Here is a 25,060-nt window from a genome sequence, read left to right on the forward strand (position 1 = left end):
GTCGGACGGGAGAGCCCCTCGCCGCCCGGGCGGTGCCGTGTGGTCAGGAGCGGCCGGTGGCGAAGGCGCACACGAGGTCGGCGACGTGTTCGACCTGCGCGTCGCTGAGCATGTGGTGCACCGGGAGCGCGAGGTGACGGCGGGCGGCCTCCTCCGCCCGCGGCCAGCGGGCACCGGGCGGCGCATAGGGGGCGAAGGCGCGGTGCGCGGGCAGCGGGCGCGGGTAGTAGACGTGCGTGGCCACCCCGTGCTCGGCCAGGTGGGCGCCGAGCGCCTCCCGCTCCTGCGCGAGCACCGTGTACACGTAGTAGCACCGGCCGTCCGGGCCGGGCGGCGGGGGTACGACGCCGAGGCCGGCCAGCGGTGTGAAGCGCTCGGTGTAGTAGGCGGCGATCTCGGCCCGCCGCGCCAGCCGGGCCGGGAAACCGGCGTAGCGGTGTGTCTGGAAGGCGGCCTGGATCTCGTCGAAGCGGCTGTTGAGCCCGATGGCGTGGTGGACGAAGCGCTGCCCGGCGAGCTGCCCGTGGTTGCGCAGCATCCGTACCCTCGCGCCCAGTTCCGCGTCGCGGGTGACCACCACCCCGCCCTCGCCGGGCATGCCGCAGGTCTTGACCTGGACGAAGGAGTAGACGCCTGCCTCGCCCCACAGTCCGGCGGGAACGCCGCGCAGGACGCCTCCCTGGGCGACCGCCGAGTCCTCCACCAGACGCAGTCCGTGCCGGCCGGCCAGCTCCACGAACCGCGGCATGTCGGCCATCACCGAGAACATGTGGGCCGGCATCACCGCCCTGGTCCGCCCGGTGACGAGCCGCTCGGCCTGGTCCGGGTCCATGGTCATGCTGTCCGGCAGGATGTCGGCGAACACCGGGGTGGCGCCCGTGCCGGCCACCGAGGCGGCCAGGGGCGCGCACCCGAAGGCGGGCACGATCACCTCGTCGCCCGGGCCGATGTCCAGGGCCCGCAGCACCAGGGCGAGGGCCGAGGTGCCGCTGGAACACGCCACCACGTCACGGGCCTTGAGGTCCTCGCGCAGCAGGGCTTCGAAGGCCTCGGTACGCCGGCCCAGGATGAAACGCTGCTCGGGGTCCAGGCCCACCTCGCGGACGACGTCCACGAGCGCGGTGCGGTCGGCCTCGAACAGGGCGGGCGGGAAGAACGGGACGCCGGCGGGGGGCGACAGGGTCATGCGGCCGCCCTCCGTCCGGCGAGGAAGGAACGGACGGTGTCGCACACCCGGTCCAGGTCGCCGGGGGCGAGGTCCGGGTGGAACGGCAGGGCCACGGCGTGCCGGGCCGCGGCCTCGGCGTGCGGGAAGTCGCCCGGGCGATGGCCCAGGTGGGCGAAGACGGGCTGGTGGGGCAGCGGCACCGGGTAGTAGACCTCGGTGCCGATGCCGTGCCGGTCGAGATGGGCGACGAGGGCGTCCCGGTCCTCGGTCTCGATCAGGTAGACGTAGTACACGTCGCGGTCGCCCGGCCCCTCGGCGGTGGTCCGTGGCAGCCGGATGACGCCCGGCACGTCCTTGAGGCGGGCGGTGTAGGCGGCGGCCAGCTCCGCCCGGCGCGCGATCTGCCGCTCCAGGAGCGGGAGTTTGGCGAGCAGGACGGCCGCCTGGAGGTCGTCCATCTTGCTGTTCAGGCCCGGCCACGCACTCTCCGTCGCGATGGCCGGGAAGTCGTTCAGCGTGCGGCCCGTCCTGCCGTGGTGGCGCAGGGCCGCGACGGTGTCCGCCACGTCCGGGTCGTCGGTGAGCACGGCGCCGGCATCGCCGAGCGCCCCGAGCGTCTTGGAGGGGAAGAAGGACAGCACCCCGCCGGCGCCGTGCAGACCCGCGTGCACACCGCGGCGGCGCATGCCGATCGCCTCGGCGCTGTCCTCCACCACCGTCAGACCGTGCCGGCGCGCGACCGCCGTGATCGCCTGGAGGTCGGCCATCGTGTGGAACAGGTGCACCGGCATCACGAACCGGCTCGTCCCGGTCACAGCCGCCGCCAGCGCGGCCGGGTCCATCGCGTACGTCAGCGGGTCGATGTCGACGAACTGCGGTCGTCCGCCCGCCAGTACGACGGCCGAGGCGGTCGCGAAGAACGAGTACGCGGGCACCAGGACGCCGTCCCCGGGACGCAGCCCGCAGGCCCGCAGCAGCAGGACGAGCGCGTCGGTCCCGCTGTTGACGCCGACCACGTGCCGCGCGCCGGTGTACCGCGCGAGCGCGGCCTCCAACTGCCCGACCTGCTTGCCGTGGGAGAACTTGCCGCTGTGGAAGACCTCATCGAGGCCCTTCTCGACGGCGGGCCACAGCTGTGCGAAGGTCGCGGCCTGAGAGAAGAAGGGAATCGGCCGCGACCCTCCTTCCGTGGCCGATAATCCACCCTTGGTCGTGGCCGAAAAATGCGTTTCAGAAGGCAATTCGTTCACCCGCCCCGTCGAGTCGTACCGAATGTCAACGCTATTCGGAGTCGAGGGCCGAGGGAAAAGAAAAGGATCGTCTTCACACTTTGTGAGTAATGGCATTCCGGATCGCTTGACCGTTTCCTTCTGCAACGGCAATAGTCCTGCGACGCATCGGAGTTGACACCTTCTCTCCCAGGAGGCCCAGTGCTGCAGCCCCTCGTGGTCGGGCTCGGCCGGTCCGGATCCGGACTGCACCTGAGGACACTCGCCCGGCTGGCCGGGCGGACCGCCGGCGCGGGCGACCCGCTCGTCGCCCTGCCCGCCGTCGGCTGCGACCCACGCGCCGGCCAGCCGCGCCTTTCGGCCGCTCCCGCGCAGGTCACCGTCGTCACCACGCTGGACCAGGCGCTGCGGCACCTGGAGCCCGCCACCGCGGTGGCCCATGTCTGCACACCGCCCGGTGTGCGGTACGCCGTCGTCGAGGAACTCGCCGGGCTCGGCTTCCGCCGGATGATCGTGGAGAAACCCCTGGCCGCCTCCCGCGGCGAGCTGGACGCCCTGGTCCGGCTCCGCGACGAGGCGGGCCTCCACCTCGTGCCCGTGGCCCACTGGTGCGCCTCCCGGCTCGCGGACCGGCTGCGCCGGCTGGTGCGCGGCGGGCGGCTCGGCCCGCTCCGCCGCATCACCGTCGACCAGCACAAACCGCGCTTCCTGCGGTCCCTGACCAGCGACGGACACCGCACCGCCCTCGACGTGGAGATCCCCCACTCCCTGGCACTCGCGCTCGACCTGGCCGGTCCCGCCGACCTGCGCTCCGCGCACTGCTGGGACCTGCGCTTACCGGACCGGGTGCTCGCGCACATGGGCGGTGCCCAGCTGGAACTGGAGCACTGGTCCGGGGTGTCCACCCTGCTGCGCTCCGACCTCGGCGCACCCGTGCGGCAGCGCAGTGTCGTCTGCGAGTTCGACGGGGGGACGGTCACCGGCCACTTCCCCCTCAGCGAGGACGACGACCACGCCCAGCTCGTCGTCGCCCCCGCCGGCCGGGTCCCGGCGCCGGCCACGGCCACCCCGGCGGCCCCCCCACCGCCCGCCACCCCCACCGGGGACGCGGCCGGCCGCCAGGTCTTCCGCGACGACGCCCTGACCGGCTTCCTGGAAGGCGCCTACCGCGGCTTCCGCTCCGGGGACACGGACACCGCCGGCTTCTCGCTCGCCTGCGCCACCGCCCGCCTGCTGTGCGCGGCCCGGGACCACTGTGCCCCCGCGGCACCCGCCTGCGCCGGGAGCCGCTGACATGCCCCGACACGGCACCGACGCACCTCCCGCCGGATTCGGACCGCCCGCCGGATTCGGACCGTTCGCCGGCATCGGCGACGAGGCCGCGCCCGGGATCGACGGCCAGCTGGCCGCGCTGCGGCAGCTCGGCTGGAACACCCTCGAACTGCGCAGCGTCGACGGCACCGCACTCGCCGACCTCTCCCCGGCAGCCTTCGCCACGCTGACCCGGCGGCTGCGGGACGCCGGCGTCACGGTGGTCGCGGTGGCCTCCCGGATCGGCAACTGGGCCCGTCCCGTCACCGGCGACCTCGCCGTGGACCTCGCCGAACTGGACGTCCTCGCCGAGCGGTGCGCCGCCCTGGACTGCCGTTTCGTGCGGATCATGTCGTACCCCAACGACGGGCTCGCCGAGACCGAGTGGGCCGACCGCGTCCTGGCCCGCACCGCCGTCCTCGCGGACCGCGCCCGGCGCGCGGGCCTGGTCCTGGTGCACGAGAACTGCGCGGGCTGGGCCGGGGACCGCGCCGACCGCGCGCTCCGGCTGCTGCGAGCCGTCGACAGCCCGGCGCTGCGCCTGCTGTTCGACACCGGCAACGGTGTCCCCTACGGCTACCGCGCGCCGGACCTGCTGAGCGACCTCGCCCCCTACGTGGCCCACGTCCACATCAAGGACGCCGTGCGCACCCCGGACGGGGAGACGGCCTACACCCTGCCCGGCGACGGTGACGCCGAAGTCGCCGCCTGCCTGCGTATCCTCGCCGACCACGGCTACACCGGGGCCCTCTCCCTGGAACCCCACCTGGCCCTGCGCCCGCACGACGGCCTGATCCGGGCCGGTGAGGACGGCGGCGACCTGTTCGTACGGGCCGGACAGGCGCTCACCCGGCTGCTGGCGACCCCGGAGCGGGCGCCCGCCCAGCAGCACGGTCCCGCCGCGGCGCCCGCCCACCCGGGCGGTACGGCGTGACGGCTCTGTTCACCGACGACGACCACCAACTCCTGCTGGACCTGCTGAACCTGCCCAGCGTCAACCCGCTGGAGGCCGGACCGGACGACCCGCCCTCCCGGCTGCCCGACCTCCTTGGGCGGTACGCGGCAGCCGCGGCCGACGCCGGCTTCCGCACCGTACGGCTCTCCCCCGCGCCCCCCGGCTGCCTGGAACGGCCCGCGGTCCCGGCCACCGTCCGGGCCGCCGCCCGCGATCCGCGCTTCCTCGCCGGCCAGCCCAGCCTCCTGCTGCGGCTGGGTCCCGAGCGCGACCGCGCCGACACCGTCATGTTCAACGTCCATCTGGACACCGTCGCCGGACATGAGCCGCCCGCCTTCGACGGCAGCAGGTTCACCGGCCGGGGCGCGGTCGACGCCAAGGGGCCCGCCGTGGCCCTGCTCGCGGGGCTGCGGGCCGCCGCGTCCCACCCCGCCGTCGGACGGGACGTCACCGTGCTGGTCCAGGCCGTCGCCGGGGAGGAGGGCGGCGCCCTGGGCACCTACGGCACCCGCCCCCTGCTGGAGGCCGGTCACCACGGACGCCTCAACGTCTTCTGCGAGCCGACCGGCCTGCGCGCGCTGCCCCGGGCCACCGCCTCCATGACCGCCCGGATCACCGTGCGGGGCGAGGACGCCGTGGACGACCGGCCCGACGCCGGGCACAACGCCACCGTGCTGCTCGGCTTCCTCGCCCAGCACCTCGCCGCCCGGCTGGACGGGGCCGTCCCCGGCGCCCGGGTGTGCCTGGCCGGGCTCCACACCGGCCGCACGCACAACCGTGTCCACGGCACCGGAACCCTGCTGGTGAACCTGTCCTACCGCACCACCGCGGACGGCCGGCGCCTCAAGGACGCGGTGAGCCGGCACGTCACCGACGGCCTGCGCCGCTTCACCGGGCTCTTCGCCTCCACGCAGGAGTTCGCCCGCACGGCCCGGGACGCGGCCCGCATCACCGCGCTCGGCTGGGACAAGCACGGCCTGCCCGCGCTGGACAACCGCGACGCCTGGGCCGAGGAGCTCCTGGCCCGCGCCGGCGCCCGCCCGGCGGACGGCGACCCCGGCTTCACCTGCGACGCCATCTGGGCCGCCGGACTGGACGGCGCCTTCACCACCGTGCTCGGCCCCGGCGACCTCGCCGCCAACCGCGCCCACGCGCCCGGGGAGTTCGTCGACCTCGCTGACCTGGAGGCGTTCGCGGGCGTCGTCCGGCGCCTCGTCACCCGCTTCGCCCAAGACCGCCGAACCCCTGCGTAAGGAACCCGGATGACGGCACCCACCGCCCCCGATCCCACTCGCGTCCTCGTCGACCACACCGCACTGCGGACCGCGGTGACCGGCCTCTTCGCCGGTCACGGCATCCCCGCCGCCCGGGCCCGGCTCGCCGCCGACGCCCTGTGCCACGGCGACCTCACCGGCATGGAGTCGCACGGGATGTTCAACCTCACCCGGCTCTATCTGCCGCTGCTGGAGTCGGGCCGCTGCGACCCCGGCGCCGAACCGCGCACCCTCACCGACCTGGGCGCCTGCGCGGTCGTCGACGCCCGCCGCGCCCTGGGACTGTGGGCCGCCGCCGAAGCGATGGACGACGCCGTCGCGCGCGCCCAACGGCACGGCGTCGGACTGGTGTCCGTACGCGGCGCCACCCACTTCGGGTGCGCCGGGTTCCACGCCGTGCGCGCCGCGCACGCCGGGATGATCGGCGTCGTCGCCAGCAACTGCGGAGGCCAGCGCATCGCCCGGCCGCCGGGGGGCGCGGTGGCCATGCTCGGCACCAATCCGCTCAGCGTCGCCGCACCCGCCCTCGACGGCCACCCCTTCCTGCTCGACATGAGCACCACCGTCGCGCCGACCGGGCGGGTACGCATCGCCGCCCGCAGCGGGACCGAGGTGCCCGCCGGCTGGCTGGAGGACGCGGCCGGCGACCCGGTGACCGACCCGTCGGCCTTCGACCGCGGCGAGGCGTTCCTGCGCTGGCTCGGCGGTACGGCCGACACCGGCGTCCACAAGGGCTACGGCCTCGGCATCGCGGTGGAGCTGCTGGCCGCCGTGGTGTCCGGAGCGGCCCTGGGGCCCGCGCCCGACGCCCTCGACGGAGACGGACGGCCGCACGGACGGGACGACGACATCGGCTTCTTCCTCCTGGCGATCGCCCCGGAGGTGCTGCGTCCGGGCGCGGACGTGGCCGGCACGACCCGGTCCCTGTTCGGCGCACTCGCCGACTGCCCGCCGGCGCCCGGCGCCGAACCGGTGCGCTACCCGGGCTGGCGGGAGGCGGAACTCGCCGCCGAGCGCCGGCGCGACGGCATCCCGCTGCCCGGGTATCTGTACCGGGAACTGGCCACCCTGGGCCTCCTCGGCCGTCCCGGCTCCGGGGACGCGCGATGACCCGGCGGCCCCTGCGCCTGGGCGTCATCGGCCTCGGAGCCATCTCCCCCTACTACCTGGCCGCCGCCGAACGGCTGCCCGGCTGGGAGGTCGGCGCCGTGTGCGACACGCGCGCCGAGGCCCTGGAGCAGTACCCGGGCCGCGGCACCCGCTTCCGCGACCACCGGACGCTGCTGTCCGAGGCCCGGCCCGACGCCCTGGTCGTGGCCGTCCCCAACCATGCGCACCTCGCCGTGTGCCGGGACGCGCTGGTGGCCGGCGTCCCGGTGTGCGTGGAGAAACCCCTCGCCCTCACCGCCGCCGAGGGGCGCCTGCTGGTGGATCTGGCGCGGCGCCGCGACGTGGCGCTGATGACGGCGTTCCACCGTCGCTACAACACGGCCGTGCGCGAACTGGCGCTCCGGGCGGCGGGCCGCAAGGCCGTCGCGGTCCGGGTGCGGTACCTGGAGCGCATCGAGGAGCATCTCGGCGGCGAGGACTGGTACCTCGACCCCGCGCGCTGCGGCGGTGGCTGCGTCGCCGACAACGGCCCGAACGCCCTCGACCTGGTGCGGCTGCTGCTCGGCGAGGTCACCGTCACCGGCTGCGACATCCGCCGCGACGGCTGCGGCACCGACCGTCAGGCGGTGATCCGCCTGCACGGCCCGGCCGCAAGCACCGCGTCGGTCGAACTGGACTGGTCGTACCCGGGAGAGCTCAAGGACGTCGAGGTCGAACTGGCCGACGGGGAGATTCTGCGCGCCGACATGCTGGCCGGGCACCAGGGTTTCAAGGCGTCGCTGTGGCACGAGTACGAGGAGATCCTCACGGAGTTCGCCTCGTTCGTCGACCGGAAGGCCCGGCCCGGCGAGGGCGCGCACGGCGGCCTGCCCGCGCTGGAGCTGGTGGAGGAGGCCTACCGCCGTTCCCGGCCGGCGGCGGCGTCGGCGGCGGAGGGGGAGGCGTGAACCCGGCGGAGGACGGCCCGAAGCGCGTGGTGCGCGGTGCCCTGGTCAAGGTGCTGACGCACCACCGCACGGACCGCGGCATGCGGCTGGAGGAACACGCGGCTCGCTGTGTGCGCCGGGGCGAAGTGCACGAGCTGGTCAGCACCGACCAGTGGGACCCGCGCCCGGGCGCCCGGATCGACCGGGTGGGCTTCCTCGGCTTCGCGGAGCTGCTGAGCGGCGGCGTGATCGACCGGGGCGATCTGGTGAGCATCGGGGACACGCGGATCGGCACGGTCCTCGGCTTCGACGCCTGCCATCTGCCCAACCACTACAACATCCTGATCCACACCGCTCGTCCGGTCAGCGGCCGGGATCTGCGGCTGTGGCCCGAGGCCCACGTCGCCTTCGCCCAGGGCAGCCCGCTGGGCGAAGGCGACGCGCCCCGCTGAAACCGTGAACGGCGCCGGCGGCTCGGACGCCGGCGCCGTACGGCGCTGTGACCCCGGAGGATCAGCCTCCGGGGTCACAGCTGGTCAGGCGGTTCAGCCGAGCAGTTCGACCTGCAGTCCGCCGAAGTGGAAGTCACGCACCACGTTCAGCAGTTCGTCCCGGGACAGGACGCCGTCGCCGTTCGCGTCGACCTTCCGGAACGCCTCGCCGACCTGGGAGGTGGGCGCCCCGACGGCCGTCAGCCAGGCCTTGAACTCGCGTTCGTCGATCTGTCCGTCGTGGTTGTCGTCGCACAGCTCGATCAGCGCGTCCACCACGGGGGCAAGGGCGCGCTGGAAGCTCGCCTCGCCCTCCTGGAACAGGAGGGTGCCCGTGGCGGCGAGGAACTGCTCCTGGGTGATGCTGCTCCCGGCCGGGACGCCGGCCCGGTGGGCCAGGTGCTCGTACAGCCCCTGGAACGCGGCCGCGAGCGAGTGGGCCTCCGGAGAGCCCGCGTCCTTCCCCAGGTTCTGGACGATCCGGGCGGCCTCGCCCCGGAAGTCGCTGGGCTCCAGGACACCGTTGCCGTCGATGTCCCACTTCTCGAAACGCTTCACCAGACGGTCGTTGGCGACAGCGGTGCTCATGTCGGTCTCCTTCTCGGCTGGCCTCTGTCTCGCGAGAGACGAGGGAACTGCGGCGCCTGGACAGGGGCCGCGGCCGCGCAGGGCTTCGCCGCTGCGCGGAGTCAGGGGGATCGGCCGGCCGTACGCCGGCGGAAGGCGCCGTACACGCGGGCGCCGTTCGGGGGATGCCGGGGTGTGGACCCCGGGAGGCGGCGGGAGGGCCGCGAACGAGTCAGAGCAGCGTGACCCCGCTGCCCACGGCCTTGCCGCGGGTGTCCAGCAGGGCGCACCGGGCTCTGCCCAGCGCCTCTCTCGCGTAGCAGGCGTGCTGCTGCAGGAGGATCGCCACGTCCGCCCTGTCGAGGGCGTCCCGCAGCTTTGTGGCGCGCGGCAGCGGCCGGCCGTCCACGGTGAACTCGGTGATGTACGGGTCGTGGTAGGACACGTCGACCCCGGCGGCGAGCAGCCCCGCGGCCACCGGGCGTGCCGGTGTCTCCCGCACGTCGGCCACGTCGGCCTTGTAGGTGACGCCCAGGAGCAGCGCGCGTGCGCCCTCGGGCCGGCCGCGGACCTCGCCGAGCAGGGCGAGGGCCCGGTACACGACATGCTCCGGCATGCGGGAGAGGACCTCGTGTGCGGCTGCCAGCATGCGGAAGGAGAAGCCCTGGGACTCGGCCCGGGTGGCCAGATAGCGGGGGTCGACGGGGATGCAGTGCCCGCCGACGCCGGGGCCGGGAGTGAAGGGGGCGAATCCGAAGGGCTTCGTCGCCGCGCAGTGCAGGACGTCCCAGACGTCGATGCCGGTCCGGTGGCAGAACAGCGCCACCTCGTCGACCAGCGCGATGTTGACGTAGCGGTAGGTGTTCTCCAGCAGCTTGGCCATCTCCGCCTCCCGCGTGCCGCGGGCGACGACGAGACGGTCCACGAACCGCCCGTAGAAGGCGGTGGCGTACTTGGCGCACAGGGGAGTGCACCCGCTCACCACCTTGGGGGTGTTGGCCACGCCCCAGGTCGGGTTGCCGGGGTCGATGCGCTGCGGCGAGTAGGCGAGGTGGAAGTCCTCGCCCGCGCGCAGTCCGCTGCCCTGTTCCAGCAGCGGCCGCACGACGTCCTCGGTGGTGCCCGGGTGGCTGGTGGACTCCAGGACGACGAGCATGCCGGCGCGCAGCCGGGCCGCGACGGCTTGTGCGGCGTCCACCACCGCGGACAGGTCGGGCAGGCCTTCCGGCGTGAGTCCGGTGGGCACACAGATCACGACGGTCTGCGCGCCGTCCAGCACCGCGGGATCGGCTGTGGCGTGAAAGCCCGCGTCCAGCATGGCCGCGACGTCCGCGTCGGCGACGCCGCCGACGTGTGAGCGGCCTTCGGACAAGCCGGTGACCACCGCGCCGGACACGTCGTATCCGGCGGTGGTCAGTCCGGCCTGGACGGCGGCGCGGGCGAGGGGTAACCCGACATGGCCAAGCCCCATGACGACGAGGTCGATGGTCATGTGCAGCACTTCTCCTGATGTGGGGGGTGGACGGTGGGGGGTCAGGCGGAGAAGCTGCCGCTGCCGGCCGCGACGTGTGATCCGTAGCTGGGCTGGACGGTGAGGCCGGGCGTCAGGCAGAACGGGTCGGCGTAGATCGTGACCGGACGGTCGGTGCGGTTGGCCAGCACGTGCGCGTCCGCCGGAAGCTTGTAGCAGCCGCTCGGGTCCGGGTAGACGGCCAGCGGTGTCAACTCCGTTCCGAACACGACGACTTCGCCGGACTCGGCGGCCGCGGCCGTCCCCGGGGCGGCACTCATGGCGAGCAGGGCGGCGGTCATGGCCAGCAGCAGGGTCCGGGTACGACGCATGGGCGGTCTCCTTCGAGGTCGTCCTCCACCACCATTATTTGCTGGGCAAAGAACTGTTAAGCGCAAAGCATCTGCCATGCGCTCGAACCAGCGACCTCGTCAAGCTGGATTGACGCCGGGAGGGGTCTGTGGGGTCTGTGGTGCACTTTTGACGCAGGTCGGTGGCGTATCCCGTGTCCGGCCGAACGGTTGGGAATTCAACGGCACGCATTCACCGATTCTGTGGGGAATGAAGGGAATAGCGCGACGAAGGTGAAATTCGTAGAGGATTGAAACGGCGGATTCCAGCGATGACCCCCGGGGTGGACCCTCGCCAACTTCCTTGTGCACGGCGTCGATAGCCTGACCGGGCCGCGCAGGGCCGTCGTCGTCCGGCGGTGCGCGGCGCCGGAGCCGTTCTGTTCTTTCGGAGGTTGAGCGATGCGTCTTGCCGATGGTCCCGGGGTGGAGTGCGAGATCGAGATAGCCGCCACGCCCGAGCGGGTGTGGAAGGTCGTCTCGGACATCGCCACGTCCACCCGCTACAGCCCGGAGCTGCGGGAGGTGGAGTGGCTGGACGGAGCCGACGGGCCGGCCGTCGGCGCGTGCTTCACCGGCCGCAACCACAACGAGCACCTGGGGGAGTGGCGCACCGTCAGCCGTGTCTCGGCGATGGAGGAGGCGCGGCTGTTCACCTGGGAGGTGGTGCGGCAGAGCGACCGCGACGGTCAGGCGCTGGCCATCTGGACGTACAGCCTGGAGCCGACCGCCGACGGCACCCGTCTGCGGCACGGCATGCGCATCGGTCCCGGCCGCGGCCCGCTGAACGACTTCGTCGAGAAGTACCCGGAGCGGGAGGAGCAGATCGTCGACGGCCGGCTGGGCCTGCTGCGCGCCGGCATCGAGGCGACGCTGGCCGGGGTGAAGGCCGAGGCCGAGGCGTAGCCGGCCTGGTCCGAACCGGGTACCGGCCGTGCCGCCACTGATCCTGATGGGCGAACGCGTCCATCAGGATCACACAAACTCCGACAGAATCATTGATCGGACTGTGTTCGGGTTTTAGGGTGACTCTGGCTCAGTAGCCGCACTGTCACCATCAGTTGCCGTTTCGGTCGTCAGTACGTGAGCCCCGCTCCGCACACCCGACAGCAACGAACAGGAACTGACGCACTCTCAGCAACGTGCAGCCCACGGTCGTCACGAGGAAGGCCACGGTCATGCCGCACCCGAACGCGTCCCCCTCCGCCCGCCCCGAGCGGACGGTCGTCAGCCGCCGCCGTCTCCTGGAGTCCTCCGCAGCCGTGCTCGGCGCGCTCGCCCTGTCCGGGCCGCCGTCCGTCGCGGCGCACGCCGCCGGCCCGGGCGAGGCGGCGGACGGCAAGCCGGAGTGGAACGGGAACATGGCCCTGTTCCAGGTGGGCACCGAGCCGCCCCACACCACGCTGATGCCGTACGCGAGCCTCGGCCAGGCGCTGAAGGCGGACCGCACCGCCTCGCCGTACCGGATCGACCTCGACGGGACCTGGAAGTTCGCCTACGCCGACCGCCCCGACGACCGGGACCCCGACTTCCACCGCACCGACCTCGACGACCGGGACTGGGACACCATCCCGGTCCCCTCCGTGTGGCAGCTGCACGGCCACGACTTCCCGATCTACGTCAACATCACCTACCCCTACTGGGGCCCCAACGGCCTCGGCGAGGACCCCCAGCCGCCCGCCGCGCCGACCCGCTACAACCCCGTCGGCCAGTACCGGCGCACCTTCACCGTCCCCGCGGACTGGGCCGACCGCCGCACCTTCCTGCACTTCGAGGGCGTCAAGTCCGCGCACTACGTGTGGATCAACGGGCAGCTCGTCGGCTACCACGAGGACTCCTACACGCCGGCCGAGTACGACATCACCGACCATCTCAAGCCCGGCCCCAACCAGATCGCCGTCGAGGTGTACCGCTACTCCGACGGCGACTGGCTGGAGGACCAGGACATGATCCGGCTGAGCGGCATCTTCCGCTCGGTCTACCTGTACTCCACCCCGCAGGTGCACCTGCGCGACTTCAAGCTGGACACCCCGCTCGGCGACGACTACCGCTCGGCGGAGCTGAACGTCACCGCGAGCGTGCGCGACTACGGCGGCGAGGGCGGCGGCCGGTACACCGTCGAGACCATGCTGTACGACGCCGGCGGCCACCCGGTCTGGCCCCGTCCCCTCCAGCTGAGCGCCGACCTCGGCTCCGGCGGCGAGCTGACCGTGCGGGGCGCCCGGGCCGTACCGGACCCGAAGCTCTGGTCGGCCGAGCGGCCGTACCTCTACACCGCCGTCCTGCAACTGCGCGATGCGGCCGGGAAGGTGACGGAGACCCTCTCGCACCGCGTCGGCCTGCGCGAGTTCGCGCTCAAGGACGGCCTGATGCGCATCAACGGGCAGCCGGTGTCCTTCCGCGGCACCAACCGCCACGAGATGCACCCCGAACGCGGCACCGCGCTCACCCGCGCCGACCTGGTGCGCGACATCGAGATCATCAAGCGGATGAACATCAACTCGGTCCGCACCTCGCACTACCCCAACAACCCGCAGTGGCTGGAGCTGGCGGACGAGTACGGCCTCTACCTCGTCGACGAGACCAACCTGGAGACGCACGGCATCCGCGACCAGTACCCCGGCAGCCACCCCGAGTGGACCGCCGCCTGCGTCGCCCGCGCGCAGAACATGGTCCACCGCGACAAGAACCACGCCTCGGTCGTCATCTGGTCCCTCGGCAACGAGGCCGGCGGCGGCAGCACCTTCTCCGCCATGCACGACTGGATCCGCTCCTACGACCCCACCCGGGTCATCCAGTACGAGGGCGACGACCGCCCCGGCGTGAGCGACATCCGCTCGGAGATGTACGAGAGCCCCGCACGCGTGGAGCAGCGGGCCAGGGACACCGCCGACACCCGGCCGTACGTCATGATCGAGTACTGCCACGCGATGGGGAACTCCAACGGCAACTTCAAGAAGTACTGGGACCTGGTCCGCCGCCACGACGTCCTCCAGGGCGGCTGGATCTGGGACTTCGTCGACCAGTCGCTGAGCTGGCCGACCCCCGCGCGCACCCTCCTCACCGAGACCGGCCCGGGCGGCCTGCGCGGCGAGCTCCTCGCGCCCTCCGGTTCCTTCGACCGGGCCAAGGGGATCAGCGGCGCGACCGTCTTCGCCCGCGACGACCGCCTCGACCTCACCGGCTCGCTCACCCTGGAGGCGTGGATCACCCCGCGCGTCACCGGCTACCACCAGCCGATCCTCGCCAAGGGCGACACCCAGTACGCGCTCAAACAGACCAACGGCAACCTGGAGTTCTTCATCCACAGCGCCGGCCAGTGGATCACCGCGAGCTGGGCGCTGCCCGCCGACTGGACCGGCCGCGAACACCATGTCGCCGGTGTCTTCGACGCGGACGCGGGCACGCTCACCCTCCACGTCGACGGCGTGGTCAGGGCCACCCGCACCACCACCCGGCGCCCGACCAGCACCGCCGCGCCGCTCTCCCTCGCCACCGACGTCGACAACATGACGCGCGAGTTCAGCGGCACCATCCGGCGGGCCCGGGTCTACGCCCGTGCGCTGAGCGCCGCCGAACTGGCCGGTGAGCGGCGCGGGCCGGGCGACGCCGGGGTGCGGTTCTGGTTCGACGCGGCCACCGTGGGGCTCACCGAGGCCCAGCCGAAGGAGAAGACGTTCTTCGCCTACGGCGGCGACTGGGGCGACAACCCCAACGACGGCGCCTTCGTCGCGGACGGCATCGTCACCGCCGACCGCGCGCACACCGGCAAGGCCGCCGAGATCAAACGGATCTACCAGGCGATCAACGCCGCCCCGGCCGGCGGTGACCCGCGCCGGGTCACCCTCACCAACGAGTACCTGTTCACCAACGTCCGGGTGTTCGACGGCCGTTGGGAACTGGTCGCCGACGGCGAGGTCGTGCAGAAGGGCACGCTCACCCGGGACCAGCTGGACCTCGCGCCGCTCGCGCGCAAGGACGTCACCGTGCCGCTGACCCTGCCGACGAGCCCCGCGCCCGGCACCGAGTACTTCCTCCAGCTCTCCTTCACCACCAAGGAGGCCACCCCCTGGGCGAAGGCCGGCTTCGAGGTCGCCCGGCAGCAGATCCCGCTGGACGCCGGCAGCCCGGCGGTGACCCCGGCCCCGCTGAGCGGCGTCCCGGCGCTGCGGTACACCGACACGGCGGCGTCCGTCACCGTCACCGGCGACGACCTCACCGTCGCCGTCGACAAGCGCACCGGCCTGATCACCTCCTACGAGGCCGCCGGGATGCGCCTGCTCACCTCCGGGCCCGTGCCCAACCACTGGCGCGCGCCCACCGACAACGACCACGGCAACGGCCAGCACACCCGCAACCAGGTCTGGCGCGACGCCGGCGCCCGCCGCACCGTCACCGGCGTCACCGTGCGCCCCCTGCGCGACCGCGCCGTCGAGATCGCGGTGGCCGGCACCCTGCCCACCGCGCCGGTCTCGGCGTACACCACCACCTACACCGTGTTCGGCAACGGCGAGATCCGCGTCGACCACACCCTGCACCCGGGCGCCGCGAGCCTGCCCTACATCCCGGAGGTCGGCACGCTGCTGTTCCTGCCGGAGCGGCTGGAGCATCTGCACTACTACGGGCGCGGCCCGGAGGAGAACTACTGGGACCGCAACGACGGCACCGACGTCGGCCTGTGGTCCGGGACCGTCTCCGGCCAGTGGACCTCCTACATCCGCCCGCAGGAGAACGGCAACAAGACCGATGTGCGCTGGGCCGCCCTCACCGACGCCGACGGCCGGGGCCTGCTGGTCGCCGGTGAACCGCTGATCGAGCTCAACGCCTCCCACTTCACCCCGGAGGACCTCTCCCTGGGCGCCCGCCACGACTACCAGCTCACCCCGCGCAAGGAGGTCGTGCTGCGGGTCAACCACCGCCAGATGGGCGTCGGCGGCGACAACAGCTGGGGCGCCCACACCCACGACGAGTACAAACTCTTCGCCGACCGCGACTACGCCTACACCTACCGGCTGCGCCCGCTGACGGACCTGGACCGGGCGATGGCGGCGGCGAGGCGGCCGACCGCGACGCAGTGACCCGGGGCTCCGCCCGCCGCCCGCCACGGCGGGGCGGCGGGCGGAGCCGGACCGACGCGGGCACGGCGTCAGCGGCGGCAGGACCAAGATCACACCGCTGGGCCGGGGGAGATCGGCGATCGGCGTGGCGAGGAGGCGGCCGGGGAGAAACAATCCGTGGGACAGCACTTCACGGCACACCCGAAAAGGAAGTCCCCATGGTCGAGCAGGACGAGCGCTTCGACGTCGTGGTCCTCGGCGCGGGCCCCGGCGGCTACGTCGCCGCGATCCGCGCCGCTCAGCTGGGCAAGCGCGTCGCCGTCGTCGAGGAGAAGTACTGGGGCGGCGTCTGCCTGAACGTCGGCTGCATCCCCACCAAGGCGCTGCTGCGCAACGCCGAGCTCGCGCACATCGTCACCCGTGAGGCGAAGACCTTCGGCATCAAGTCGGACAGCCCCATCACCTTCGAGTACGGCGAGGCCTTCCGCCGCAGCCGGCGCGTCGCCGACGGCCGGGTCAAGGGCGTCCACTACCTGATGAAGAAGAACAAGATCACGGAGTTCGACGGCCGCGGCGCCTTCCTCGACGCGAACACCCTCCAGGTCACCGACTACGAGGGCAACACGCGCACCATCGGCTTCGACAACTGCATCATCGCCACCGGCGCCACCCCCAAGCTGCTGCCCGGCACCAAGCGCAGCGCCCGCGTGGTGACCTACGAGGAGCAGATCCTCGCCGAGGACCTCCCGCAGTCCATCGTCATCGCGGGCGCCGGCGCCATCGGCATCGAGTTCGCCTACGTGCTGCACAACTACGGCGTGAAGGTCACCGTCGTCGAGTTCCTGGACCGGGTCGCCCCGCTGGAGGACGCCGAGGTCTCCGCCGAGCTGGCCAAGCAGTACCGCAAGCTGGGCATCGACGTGCTCACCTCCACCCGGGTGGACGCCATCGACGAGTCCGGCCCGCAGGTCCGCGTCACCGTCACCGCCAAGGACGGCTCCCGGCAGGTGCTGGAGGCCGACAAGGTGCTCCAGGCCATCGGCTTCGCCCCGAACGTCGAGGGCTACGGCCTGGAGAACACCGGGGTCAAGGTCACCGACCGCGGCGCGATCGACGTCGACGCCCGCTGCCGCACCTCCGTGCCGCACATCTACGCCATCGGCGACGTCACCGCCAAGCTGATGCTGGCGCACGCCGCCGAGGCCATGGGCGTGGTCGCCGCCGAGACCATCGCGGACGCGGAGACCATGGAGCTGGACTACGCGATGATCCCGCGCGCCACCTACTGCCAGCCGCAGATCGCCAGCTTCGGCTACACCGAGGCCCAGGCCCGCGACCTCGGCTACGACGTGAAGGTCGCGAAGTTCCCCTTCACCGCCAACGGCAAGGCGCACGGCCTCGGCGACTCCACCGGCTTCGTCAAGCTGATCAGCGACGCCCAGTACGGCGAGCTGATCGGCGGCCACCTCATCGGCCCGGACGTCACCGAGCTGCTGCCCGAGCTGACCCTGGCCCAGCAGTGGGACCTCACCGTCCACGAGGTCGCCCGCAACGTCCACGCCCACCCGACGCTGGGCGAGGCGGTCAAGGAGGCGGTCCACGGACTCGCCGGCCACATGATCAACTTCTAGGGCGGGTCACCGGTGCTCGTCCGGCCAGGGCGAGCACCGGCCCGAGCGCCAGCAGCACCGCCAGGGCGGCGTACCCGTACGTCAGGGTCGCCGCCGAGGCGACGGCGGCGACCAGCAGCGGCCCGCCCGCGTCGCCCAGCTCCCGGCCCAGCTCGGCCGCGCCCATGGTCTGCCCCAGCCGCTCCTTCGGCGTCCCGGCGGCCAGCGCCGCGAACCCCAGCGGCGTGATCAGCCCGGTGCCGACGCCGGTCAGCGCGGCGGCGAGCAGCACCCCCGCGAGCCCCGGCAGCATCGCGCAGGCCGTCCCGGCCGCCGCCAGCAGCAGCCCCGCGCGCAGCCCGGCGCCCGTGCACAGCCGCCCGGCGTCCAGCGCCCGCCCGGCCCGCGGCTGCACCACGGCCGCGCACGCCGCCAGCACCGACACCGCCGCGCCCGTCGCCACCGGGCCGAGCCCGGCCGCCCTCCCGGACACCGGCAGGAAGCCCACCCCGACCGACAGCGCGGCCGTCGCCCCGGCGAGCGCCGCCGTCGGCACCAGGAACAGCGGGTCGGTCAGCCGCCGCGCCAGGTCCAGCACCGTCTGCCGCCGCTTCGGCAGGGGCGGTACGACGGGCACGGCGGCCCACGCCCAGACGGCTACTGCCGCGCCGAGCACCGCGAGCACCCCGAACAGCAGCCGCAGCCCGCCGGCCCACACCAGCACCCCGCCCAGCAGCGGGCCCAGCGTGTAGCCGACGGACTTGTGGAAGCCGTAACCGCCGAAGGCGCGGCCCTGCCGGGCGGCCGGGTTCAGCCGGGACACCAGGGCCGAGGCCGACGGGGAGAACGCCGAGGCCGCCGCGCCCTGCCCGAGTCGCGCCGCCCACAGCCAGCCGGTGCGGTCCACGGCGACGTACAGCGCGGAGGCGGCCGCGAAGGCGAGCAGCCCGCCGAGCAGCACCGGGCGGGCCCCGATCCGGTCGGCCAGCGTGCCGAACAGCGGTTTCAGCAGTACCTCGGCGCCGTCGTACAGCGCGAGCAGGCCGCCGAGGACCAGCAGGGAGGTGACGGCGTCCAGGTCGGCGGCGCCGAGGCCGGCGGCGATGCCGTGCGCGCCGAAGGCGGTGGTGAAGCCGGCCGCGTACAGCGGCCACATGGCCCGGCGCGGCGGCGCCTGGTCCGGTGGCGCCTCAGTCGGCGGCGTCACTGAGCCCCAGCCGCAGGTGCTCCACGTGGTAGACGGCCTGGTCGAGGAGTTCGGCCACATGGTGGTCGTGCAGCGCGTAGACGACCGAGCGGCCGCGCCGTTCGCCGACCACCAGGCCGAGGTTGCGCAGCAGCCGCAGCTGGTGCGAGCACGCGGACTGCTCCATGCCGACCTCGGCCGCCAACTCGGTCGCGGGCAGCGGGCCTTCGCGCAGCCGCGCCAGGATCAGCAGGCGGGAGGGGTGGACAGGGCCTGGAGGGTGGTCGCCACCTTGGCGACGTTGGCGGCGTCCAGACGGACGCGCTCGGTGGCGGGGGTGGTGACGGCTCCATGACCCATGGCCGTATCCTACCCACCCCATATGAACAGATGAATGAGTCTTCATGTGTTCCTGTATGGTGGCCGGGTGTCCGCGACTCTCGCTCCCGCCCCCGTCCCGCTGGCCCCGCACCCGGCACCGCGCCGCCGCACCCGCGTGCTCGCCCTCCCCGAGGCGCGCTGGGCGCTCGCGGCGACCGTCGCCTACCTGCTCGGCCTCGCGTCCGACCTCGCCGGCCTGCCACCCGTGGCGCACGGCGGCCTGTACGCCGTCGCCTATGCGTGCGGCGGCTGGGAACCGGCCCTCGAAGGCCTGCGCGCCCTGCGTGAGAAGACACTCGACGTCGACCTGCTGATGATCGTCGCCGCGCTCGGCGCCGCCGCGATCGGACAGGTGCTGGACGGCGCCCTGCTGATCGTCATCTTCGCCACCTCCGGCGCCCTGGAGGCCCTGGCCACCGCCCGCACCGCCGACTCCGTGCGCGGCCTGCTCGACCTCGCGCCCGCCACCGCCACCCGGCTGACCGCCGACGGCGAGGAACGCGTCCCGACCGCCCGACTCGCCGTCGGGGACGTGCTGTTGATCCGCCCGGGAGAGCGCATCGGCGCCGACGGGAGCGTGCTGGACGGGGTGAGCGAGGCGGACCAGGCGAGCATCACCGGCGAGCCGCTCCCCGTCGTCAAGCGCCCCGGCGACGAGGTCTTCGCCGGCACCCTCAACGGCACCGGCGCCCTGCGCGTCCGCGTCGAGCGCGACCCCGCCGAGACGGTGATCGCCCGGATCGTCAGCCTTGTCGAGGAGGCATCCCGGACCAAGGCGCCGACCCAGCTGTTCATCGAGAAGGTCGAACAGCGCTACGCCGTCGGCGTGGTGGCCGCCACCCTCGCCGTCTTCGCCGTCCCGCTCGCCTTCGGCGAGAACCTCACCGACGCCCTGCTGCGCGCCATGACCTTCATGATCGTCGCCTCGCCGTGCGCGGTGGTCCTCGCGACCATGCCGCCGCTGCTGTCCGCCATCGCCAACGCCGGCCGGCACGGGGTCCTGGTGAAGTCGGCCGTCGCGATGGAACGCCTCGGCGAGGTCGACACCGCCGCCCTGGACAAGACCGGCACCCTCACCGAGGGCGCCCCCGAGGTGACCGGCGTGACCCCGCTGCCCGGCTCGGGCCTCGGCCCGGACGCCCTCCTCGCGCTGGCCGCCGCCGCCGAGCACCCCAGCGAGCACCCGCTGGCCCGCGCGATCGTGGCTGCCGCCCGGGCCAAGGGCCTGCGGCTCGCGCCCGCCGAGGACTTCACGGCCACCCCGGGCCGCGGGGTCGAGGCCCTGGTCGACGGCCACCGGGTGACCGTCGGCCGCGGCGAGGGCGAGGGCGAGGGCGGCACGGTGGTGGACGTCTCCCGGGACGGCAAGGCCGTCGGCACCCTCACCCTCACCGACCGGCTGCGCGCCGACGCCCCGCACGCCACCGCCGCGCTCACCGCCCTCACCACCGCCCCGCCCGTCCTGCTCACCGGCGACACCGCGCACGCCGCCGCCCGCGTCGCCGAGGCCACCGGCATCGCGGACGTCCGCGCCCGCCTGCTTCCCCAGGACAAGGTCACCGCCGTACGGGAGCTGCAGCAGGCCGGACGCAGGGTGCTGTTCGTCGGGGACGGCGTCAACGACGCGCCCGCTCTCGCCGCCGCCCACTCCGGCATCGCCCTGGGCCGGGCCGGCTCCGACCTCGCCCTGGAGACCGCGGACGCGGTCGTGGTGCGCGACGAGCTGACCGCCGTACCGGCCCTGGTCCGCCTCTCCCGCACCGCCCGCCGCCTGGTGGTGCAGAACCTCGTGCTGGCCGGGGTCTTCATCACCGGCCTGGTGCTGTGGGACCTGATCGGGCACCTGCCCCTGCCGCTCGGCGTCGCCGGGCACGAGGGCTCCACCGTGCTCGTCGGCCTGAACGGGCTGCGGCTGCTGCGCGAGTCCGCGTGGTCGCGGGGCTGAGGGGGGCGGCGGCCGGCCGGCGATCCGGCGAGGCGCAGCCCACGCGGCGTTGATGTCGGATTCCCGCCAGCCCCCACCGGGTGCGTGGCCGATGCTGGAGCCATGCAGAACGGGATGCACACCGACCGGGAGCGGTGCGTGCGCGCCGTCCAGTCCAAGGACGCGCGCTTCGACGGCTGGTTCTTCACCGCCGTCCTGACCACCGGCATCTACTGCCGGCCCAGCTGCCCGGCCGTGCCGCCGAAACCCGAGAACATGACCTTCCACCCGAGCGCGGCCGCCTGCCAGCAGGCCGGCTTCCGCGCCTGCAAGCGGTGCCGGCCCGACACCAGCCCCGGCTCGCCCGAATGGAACCAGCGGGCCGACCTCACCGCCCGCGCCATGCGGCTCATCGCCGACGGCGTCGTGGACCGCGAGGGCGTGCCCGGCCTCGCCGCCCGCCTCGGCTACAGCACCCGGCAGGTGGAGCGCCAGCTGCTCGCCGAGCTGGGCGCGGGACCGCTCGCCCTGGCCCGCGCCCAGCGCGCCCAGACCGCGCGCCTGCTCATCGAGACCACGGCGCTGCCGATGGCGGACATCGCCTTCGCCGCCGGCTTCTCCTCCATCCGCACCTTCAACGACACCGTCCGCGAGGTCTTCGCCCTCACCCCCAGCGACCTGCGCGCCCGCGCGCCGAAGAGCGCCGCGCCCACCGCGCCCGGCACCCTGTCGCTGCGGCTGCCCTTCCGCGCCCCGCTGAACCCCGACAACCTCTTCGGCCACCTCGCCGCGACCGCCGTACCCGGAGTCGAGGAGTGGCGCGACGGTGCCTACCGGCGCACGCTGCGGCTGCCCTACGGGCACGGCATAGCGGCCCTCACCCCGCAGCCCGACCACATCGCGTGCCGGCTCACCCTCACCGACCTGCGCGATCTCACCGTCGCCATCAGCCGCTGCCGCCGGCTGCTCGACCTGGACGCCGACCCGGTCGCCATCGACGACGCGCTGCGCGCCGATGCGCTGCTGGCGCCCCTGGTCGACAAGGCGCCCGGCCGGCGCGTGCCCCGCACGGTCGACGAGGCCGAGTTCGCGGTACGGGCCGTGCTCGGCCAGCAGGTCTCCACCGCCGCAGCCCGCACCCACGCCGCCCGGCTCACCACGGCCCACGGCGAACCGGTCACCGACCCCGAGGGCGGCCTCACCCACCTCTTCCCGTCACCCGAGGCCCTCGCCGCGGTGGACCCCGAGACCCTGGCGATGCCCCGCACCCGCCGCACCACCCTCACCACCCTGGTCCGTCATCTGGCGGACGGCACGCTCCACCTGGGCGTCGAGAGCGACTGGGCCGACACCCGCGCCCGCCTGCTGGACCTGCCCGGCTTCGGACCCTGGACCGTCGACGTCATCGCCATGCGCGCCCTCGGCGACCCCGACGCCTTCCTCCCCACCGACCTCGGCATCCGGCGCGCGGCCGCCGAACTGGGCCTGCCCGCCACCCCGGCCGCCCTCACCGCCCGCGCCACGGCCTGGCGCCCCTGGCGGGCGTACGCCGTGCAGTACCTGTGGGCGACCGACGACCACCCCATCAACTTCCTTCCCGTCTGAGGACCTCTGAGGACTTCCATGAAGCAGCACACCGTGATCGACAGCCCGTGCGGCCGGCTCACTCTTGTCGCCGACGACGGCGTCCTGTGCGGGCTGTACATGACCGAACAGCGCCACCGCCCGCCCGAGGAGACCTTCGGCGACCGCGACCCCACCCCGTTCGGCGAGGCCGAGGAGCAGCTGAAGGCCTACTTCGCGGGCGAGTTGAAGGAGTTCACCCTCGAACTGCGCCTGCACGGGACCCCGTTCCAGCGCCGTGTGTGGGAACAGCTCCGCGCGATCCCCTACGGCGAGCGGCGCACCTACGGCGACCTGGCCGCCGCCCTCGGCACGCCGGGCGCCTCCCGCGCGGTCGGCCTCGCCAACGGCAAGAACCCGGTCGGCATCATCGTCCCCTGCCACCGCGTCGTCGGCGCCGACGGCAGCCTCACCGGCTACGGCGGCGGCCTGCGGCGCAAGCGGCAACTGCTGGACTTCGAAGGCGGTTCGGCGCTGTTCTGACCGACGTGCGCATGTGCTGTGCAGATCCACCGCAGACGCCTCGGCGCGGGCCGGCGGTCATGGGGACCCGTGTTTGGATCTTTCGGCAGCCAGTACGAAGGGAAGAACCAATGAACTCCGCTATCCAGGTCGAGACCGCCGAGATCACCGAGGCCGAGCTCGACAACGTCGCCGGTGGTCTGGGCGTGCACATCGGTGCGGGTCTCGGCGCCGGTCTCGCCGCCGGCACCACGGGGGCCGCCGAGGCGCACCTGTGCGCCCACCTGTGCGTCGAGGTCGCGCTCTGACGAGAGGCCGGCACCCGGTGCCCGTGGGTCCGGCCGCGCCACAACCGGCACGGTCGGTGCCCACGGGCACCACCGCCGCGCATCGTGGGCACGCCGGCTGACGGGCCGCCACCGAGCGGCTGCGAGGAATCTGCACACTCACTGCGCAAGCGCGGACCCCTCCCGCCCCGGGCCCCGTGCGCGGCACTCGATTTTCGCCAAGTGTCGCCTTCGCCGCGGCCATGGCAAGGCCGCCGGTGTCGCGATGTGGCGAAGCGGATGAAGAAGTCGCCGCGAAGTCGTGGGGGTCTCTCCACAGTTGAGAACCCGGGACGCGCACGCTCCCCGCGGGCGCCGGCCGTCGACTGGAGACCCGGTCGCGCTCCGTGCTTGTATCCGTCGCGGCCCCGCCTCAGTCCCCAGCGGGTCCACCCGGTACACCCCAGTACGAAGGGAAGTCCCCTGATGAACTCCGCTCCGCAGATCCAGACCGCCGAGATCTCCGAGGCCGAGCTGGACGCCGTCGCCGGTGGCCTGGCCACCCCGCACGCCTCCGTCGTCGCCGGCTCCACGACGCTCACCGACGCCGGCGTGCTGGCCGAGGCCGGCGCGGTCAAGGACAGCGTGCTCGCCACCGTCGCCGGGATCCACCAGGCGGGCGTCACCGTCTCCTTCTGATCCGGCGGCCTGACGGCCGTACCGCGGACTCCGGCTCCTGGCCGGCCCGGACCCACCGGGCCGGCCAGGAGCTTTTTCACGCCCGGACAGGTCAGGCGCCTTTTCACCCCCGCGCCGGACGGCCGGTGGCCATGACCTGTATGGCTCACCGCGGTCTGCCTCCCGGGTGACCCCGGTGGCGTGAGCGGCGCGCACGCGGGTGTCTGGACGAAGGGAACGCGGGCAGAAGGCGGGAGTCCATGCAGCGGAAGCACAAGCGCCTCGCGACACCGCGGGCGGCCGGGGTCGCCGGGGTGGTCTTCGCGGTCCTCCTGGCCACGGCGATCGTCCTGATGCGCCTCGCCCTGCCCGGCGGCGCCGACGGGAGCGACATGACCGCCGACGCCGGCCAGCGCAGCGCCGTGCGGACGGCCCTGGAGCTGCTCCCGTTCGCCGGGATCGCGTTCCTGTGGTTCATGGGCGCCCTGCGTGAGCAGGCCGGCGAGCACGAGGACCGGTTCGTCTCCACCGTGTTCCTGGGCAGCGGCATCGTCTTCGTCGCCACCCTGTTCGGCGCCGCCGCGGCGGCCGGGACCGTACTCGCCGAGGGCTCCTCCCAGGGCTCCGCCTTCGGCCGCCACTTCGCCTACGACCTGCTGACCACGTACGCCCTGCGGATGGCGGCGGTGTTCATCATCACCACCTCGACCATCGGCCGCCGGCTCGGCGCCCTGCCGCGCCCCCTCGTCGTACTGGGCTATCTGGCGGGCCTCGCGCTGCTCGCGGTGGGAGCGAACGTGCCCTGGTGCGAACTGGTCTTCCCGGCCTGGGCGCTGATCATCGGCCTGAACATCCTGTGGGGCCGGCGTCCCGCCGCACGGCCCGCCGACCGGCCCTGACCCGGCCGCACCGCCCACCCGAACGGCCCCCTCCCCGTCGCCGCCTCCCGCCCACCCGCCGAGAGTGGTCGCAGGAGGGCCGA

General features: G+C 73.6%; 21 protein-coding genes and 1 pseudogene. 15 read left to right on the forward strand and 7 right to left on the reverse strand.

What is annotated here, in order from left to right:
• Positions 1 to 43: 43 nt before the first annotated feature.
• Positions 44 to 1,186 carry a DegT/DnrJ/EryC1/StrS aminotransferase family protein gene (locus C3489_RS25060; RefSeq protein ID WP_103784318.1) on the reverse strand — a complete coding sequence of 381 codons (1,143 nt, stop codon included), beginning with the start codon at positions 1,184 to 1,186 and terminating at the stop codon, positions 44 to 46.
• Positions 1,183 to 2,409: a DegT/DnrJ/EryC1/StrS aminotransferase family protein gene (locus C3489_RS25065; protein WP_258054933.1), complete on the reverse strand. Its 1,227-nt coding sequence runs from the start codon at positions 2,407 to 2,409 to the stop codon at positions 1,183 to 1,185. Before C3489_RS25065 ends, C3489_RS25060 begins: the two co-directional genes overlap by 4 nt.
• 189 nt (positions 2,410 to 2,598) lie before the next feature.
• On the opposite strand from C3489_RS25065, the gene C3489_RS25070 reads away from it, so the two are divergent.
• The 6 genes from C3489_RS25070 to C3489_RS25095 are packed head-to-tail and all read left to right on the forward strand — an operon-like array spanning position 2,599 to position 8,425.
• The gene (locus tag C3489_RS25070) at positions 2,599 to 3,690 is read left to right on the forward strand and encodes a Gfo/Idh/MocA family oxidoreductase (RefSeq protein WP_103784320.1); all 1,092 of its coding nucleotides are present in this window, start codon (positions 2,599 to 2,601) and stop codon (positions 3,688 to 3,690) included.
• Between the two features lies 1 nt (position 3,691).
• Positions 3,692 to 4,642, forward strand: coding sequence for a sugar phosphate isomerase/epimerase (locus C3489_RS25075; protein ID WP_103784321.1), 951 nt, complete (start codon positions 3,692 to 3,694; stop codon positions 4,640 to 4,642).
• Complete coding sequence (locus tag C3489_RS25080; protein ID WP_219821977.1) at positions 4,639 to 5,916, forward strand: M20/M25/M40 family metallo-hydrolase; 1,278 nt, start codon at positions 4,639 to 4,641, stop codon at positions 5,914 to 5,916. The genes C3489_RS25075 and C3489_RS25080 overlap by 4 nt, the downstream gene beginning before the upstream one ends.
• A 9-nt stretch (positions 5,917 to 5,925) precedes the next feature.
• The gene (locus C3489_RS25085; RefSeq protein WP_103784322.1) at positions 5,926 to 7,047 is read left to right on the forward strand and encodes an Ldh family oxidoreductase; all 1,122 of its coding nucleotides are present in this window, start codon (positions 5,926 to 5,928) and stop codon (positions 7,045 to 7,047) included.
• On the forward strand, positions 7,044 to 7,994 hold the full coding sequence (locus C3489_RS25090; RefSeq protein ID WP_103784323.1) for a Gfo/Idh/MocA family protein: 951 nt from the start codon (positions 7,044 to 7,046) through the stop codon (positions 7,992 to 7,994). Before C3489_RS25085 ends, C3489_RS25090 begins: the two co-directional genes overlap by 4 nt.
• Complete coding sequence (locus tag C3489_RS25095; protein WP_103784324.1) at positions 7,991 to 8,425, forward strand: DUF6917 domain-containing protein; 435 nt, start codon at positions 7,991 to 7,993, stop codon at positions 8,423 to 8,425. Before C3489_RS25090 ends, C3489_RS25095 begins: the two co-directional genes overlap by 4 nt.
• Positions 8,426 to 8,518: 93 nt before the next feature.
• On the opposite strand, the gene C3489_RS25100 is transcribed toward C3489_RS25095, so the two are convergent.
• From C3489_RS25100 to C3489_RS25110, 3 genes are all read right to left on the reverse strand, one after another.
• Positions 8,519 to 9,052 (reverse strand): EF-hand domain-containing protein, encoded by a 534-nt coding sequence (locus tag C3489_RS25100; RefSeq protein WP_103784325.1) that lies wholly within the window; start codon positions 9,050 to 9,052, stop codon positions 8,519 to 8,521.
• A 211-nt stretch (positions 9,053 to 9,263) separates the two neighbouring features.
• A complete protein-coding gene (locus C3489_RS25105; protein ID WP_103784342.1) occupies positions 9,264 to 10,523 on the reverse strand; it encodes a nucleotide sugar dehydrogenase in 1,260 nt (419 codons plus the stop codon).
• A 41-nt stretch (positions 10,524 to 10,564) separates the two neighbouring features.
• Positions 10,565 to 10,873: a hypothetical protein gene (locus tag C3489_RS25110; protein ID WP_103784326.1), complete on the reverse strand. Its 309-nt coding sequence runs from the start codon at positions 10,871 to 10,873 to the stop codon at positions 10,565 to 10,567.
• Between the two features lie 420 nt (positions 10,874 to 11,293).
• Between C3489_RS25110 and C3489_RS25115 the strand changes: the two genes are divergently transcribed.
• The 3 genes from C3489_RS25115 (at position 11,294) to lpdA (ending at position 17,579) form a co-directional block, all read left to right on the forward strand.
• Positions 11,294 to 11,797, forward strand: coding sequence for an SRPBCC family protein (locus C3489_RS25115; protein WP_103784327.1), 504 nt, complete (start codon positions 11,294 to 11,296; stop codon positions 11,795 to 11,797).
• Between the two features lie 272 nt (positions 11,798 to 12,069).
• Positions 12,070 to 15,969 carry a glycoside hydrolase family 2 TIM barrel-domain containing protein gene (locus C3489_RS25120; RefSeq protein WP_103784343.1) on the forward strand — a complete coding sequence of 1,300 codons (3,900 nt, stop codon included), beginning with the start codon at positions 12,070 to 12,072 and terminating at the stop codon, positions 15,967 to 15,969.
• Positions 15,970 to 16,166: 197 nt separating this feature from the next.
• The gene (lpdA, locus tag C3489_RS25125; protein ID WP_103784328.1) at positions 16,167 to 17,579 is read left to right on the forward strand and encodes a dihydrolipoyl dehydrogenase; all 1,413 of its coding nucleotides are present in this window, start codon (positions 16,167 to 16,169) and stop codon (positions 17,577 to 17,579) included.
• On the opposite strand, the gene C3489_RS25130 is transcribed toward lpdA, so the two are convergent.
• Both C3489_RS25130 and C3489_RS25135 read right to left on the reverse strand, forming a co-directional pair.
• Positions 17,569 to 18,714 carry an MFS transporter gene (locus tag C3489_RS25130; RefSeq protein WP_103784329.1) on the reverse strand — a complete coding sequence of 382 codons (1,146 nt, stop codon included), beginning with the start codon at positions 18,712 to 18,714 and terminating at the stop codon, positions 17,569 to 17,571. The genes lpdA and C3489_RS25130 overlap by 11 nt on opposite strands.
• A 34-nt stretch (positions 18,715 to 18,748) precedes the next feature.
• A pseudogene (locus C3489_RS25135) lies at positions 18,749 to 19,104 on the reverse strand (ArsR/SmtB family transcription factor).
• Between the two features lie 34 nt (positions 19,105 to 19,138).
• Here C3489_RS25135 and C3489_RS25140 point away from each other — a divergent pair.
• From C3489_RS25140 to C3489_RS25160, 6 genes are all read left to right on the forward strand, one after another.
• Positions 19,139 to 21,070, forward strand: coding sequence for a heavy metal translocating P-type ATPase (locus C3489_RS25140; protein ID WP_181139832.1), 1,932 nt, complete (start codon positions 19,139 to 19,141; stop codon positions 21,068 to 21,070).
• Between the two features lie 102 nt (positions 21,071 to 21,172).
• Positions 21,173 to 22,654, forward strand: coding sequence for an AlkA N-terminal domain-containing protein (locus C3489_RS25145; RefSeq protein WP_308460823.1), 1,482 nt, complete (start codon positions 21,173 to 21,175; stop codon positions 22,652 to 22,654).
• 18 nt (positions 22,655 to 22,672) lie between these two features.
• Positions 22,673 to 23,155 (forward strand): methylated-DNA--[protein]-cysteine S-methyltransferase, encoded by a 483-nt coding sequence (locus tag C3489_RS25150; protein WP_103784330.1) that lies wholly within the window; start codon positions 22,673 to 22,675, stop codon positions 23,153 to 23,155.
• 110 nt (positions 23,156 to 23,265) lie between these two features.
• Complete coding sequence (locus C3489_RS38800) at positions 23,266 to 23,442, forward strand: hypothetical protein (protein WP_181139833.1); 177 nt, start codon at positions 23,266 to 23,268, stop codon at positions 23,440 to 23,442.
• A 444-nt stretch (positions 23,443 to 23,886) separates the two neighbouring features.
• Positions 23,887 to 24,099 (forward strand): hypothetical protein, encoded by a 213-nt coding sequence (locus tag C3489_RS25155; RefSeq protein ID WP_103784331.1) that lies wholly within the window; start codon positions 23,887 to 23,889, stop codon positions 24,097 to 24,099.
• 239 nt (positions 24,100 to 24,338) lie between these two features.
• Entirely contained in the window at positions 24,339 to 24,977 is a 639-nt protein-coding gene (locus C3489_RS25160) for a hypothetical protein (protein WP_103784332.1), read from the forward strand.
• Positions 24,978 to 25,060: the final 83 nt, after the last annotated feature.

The organism is Streptomyces sp. Ru71 (assembly GCF_002920535.1).
Classification (GTDB): Bacteria; Actinomycetota; Actinomycetes; order Streptomycetales; family Streptomycetaceae; genus Streptomyces.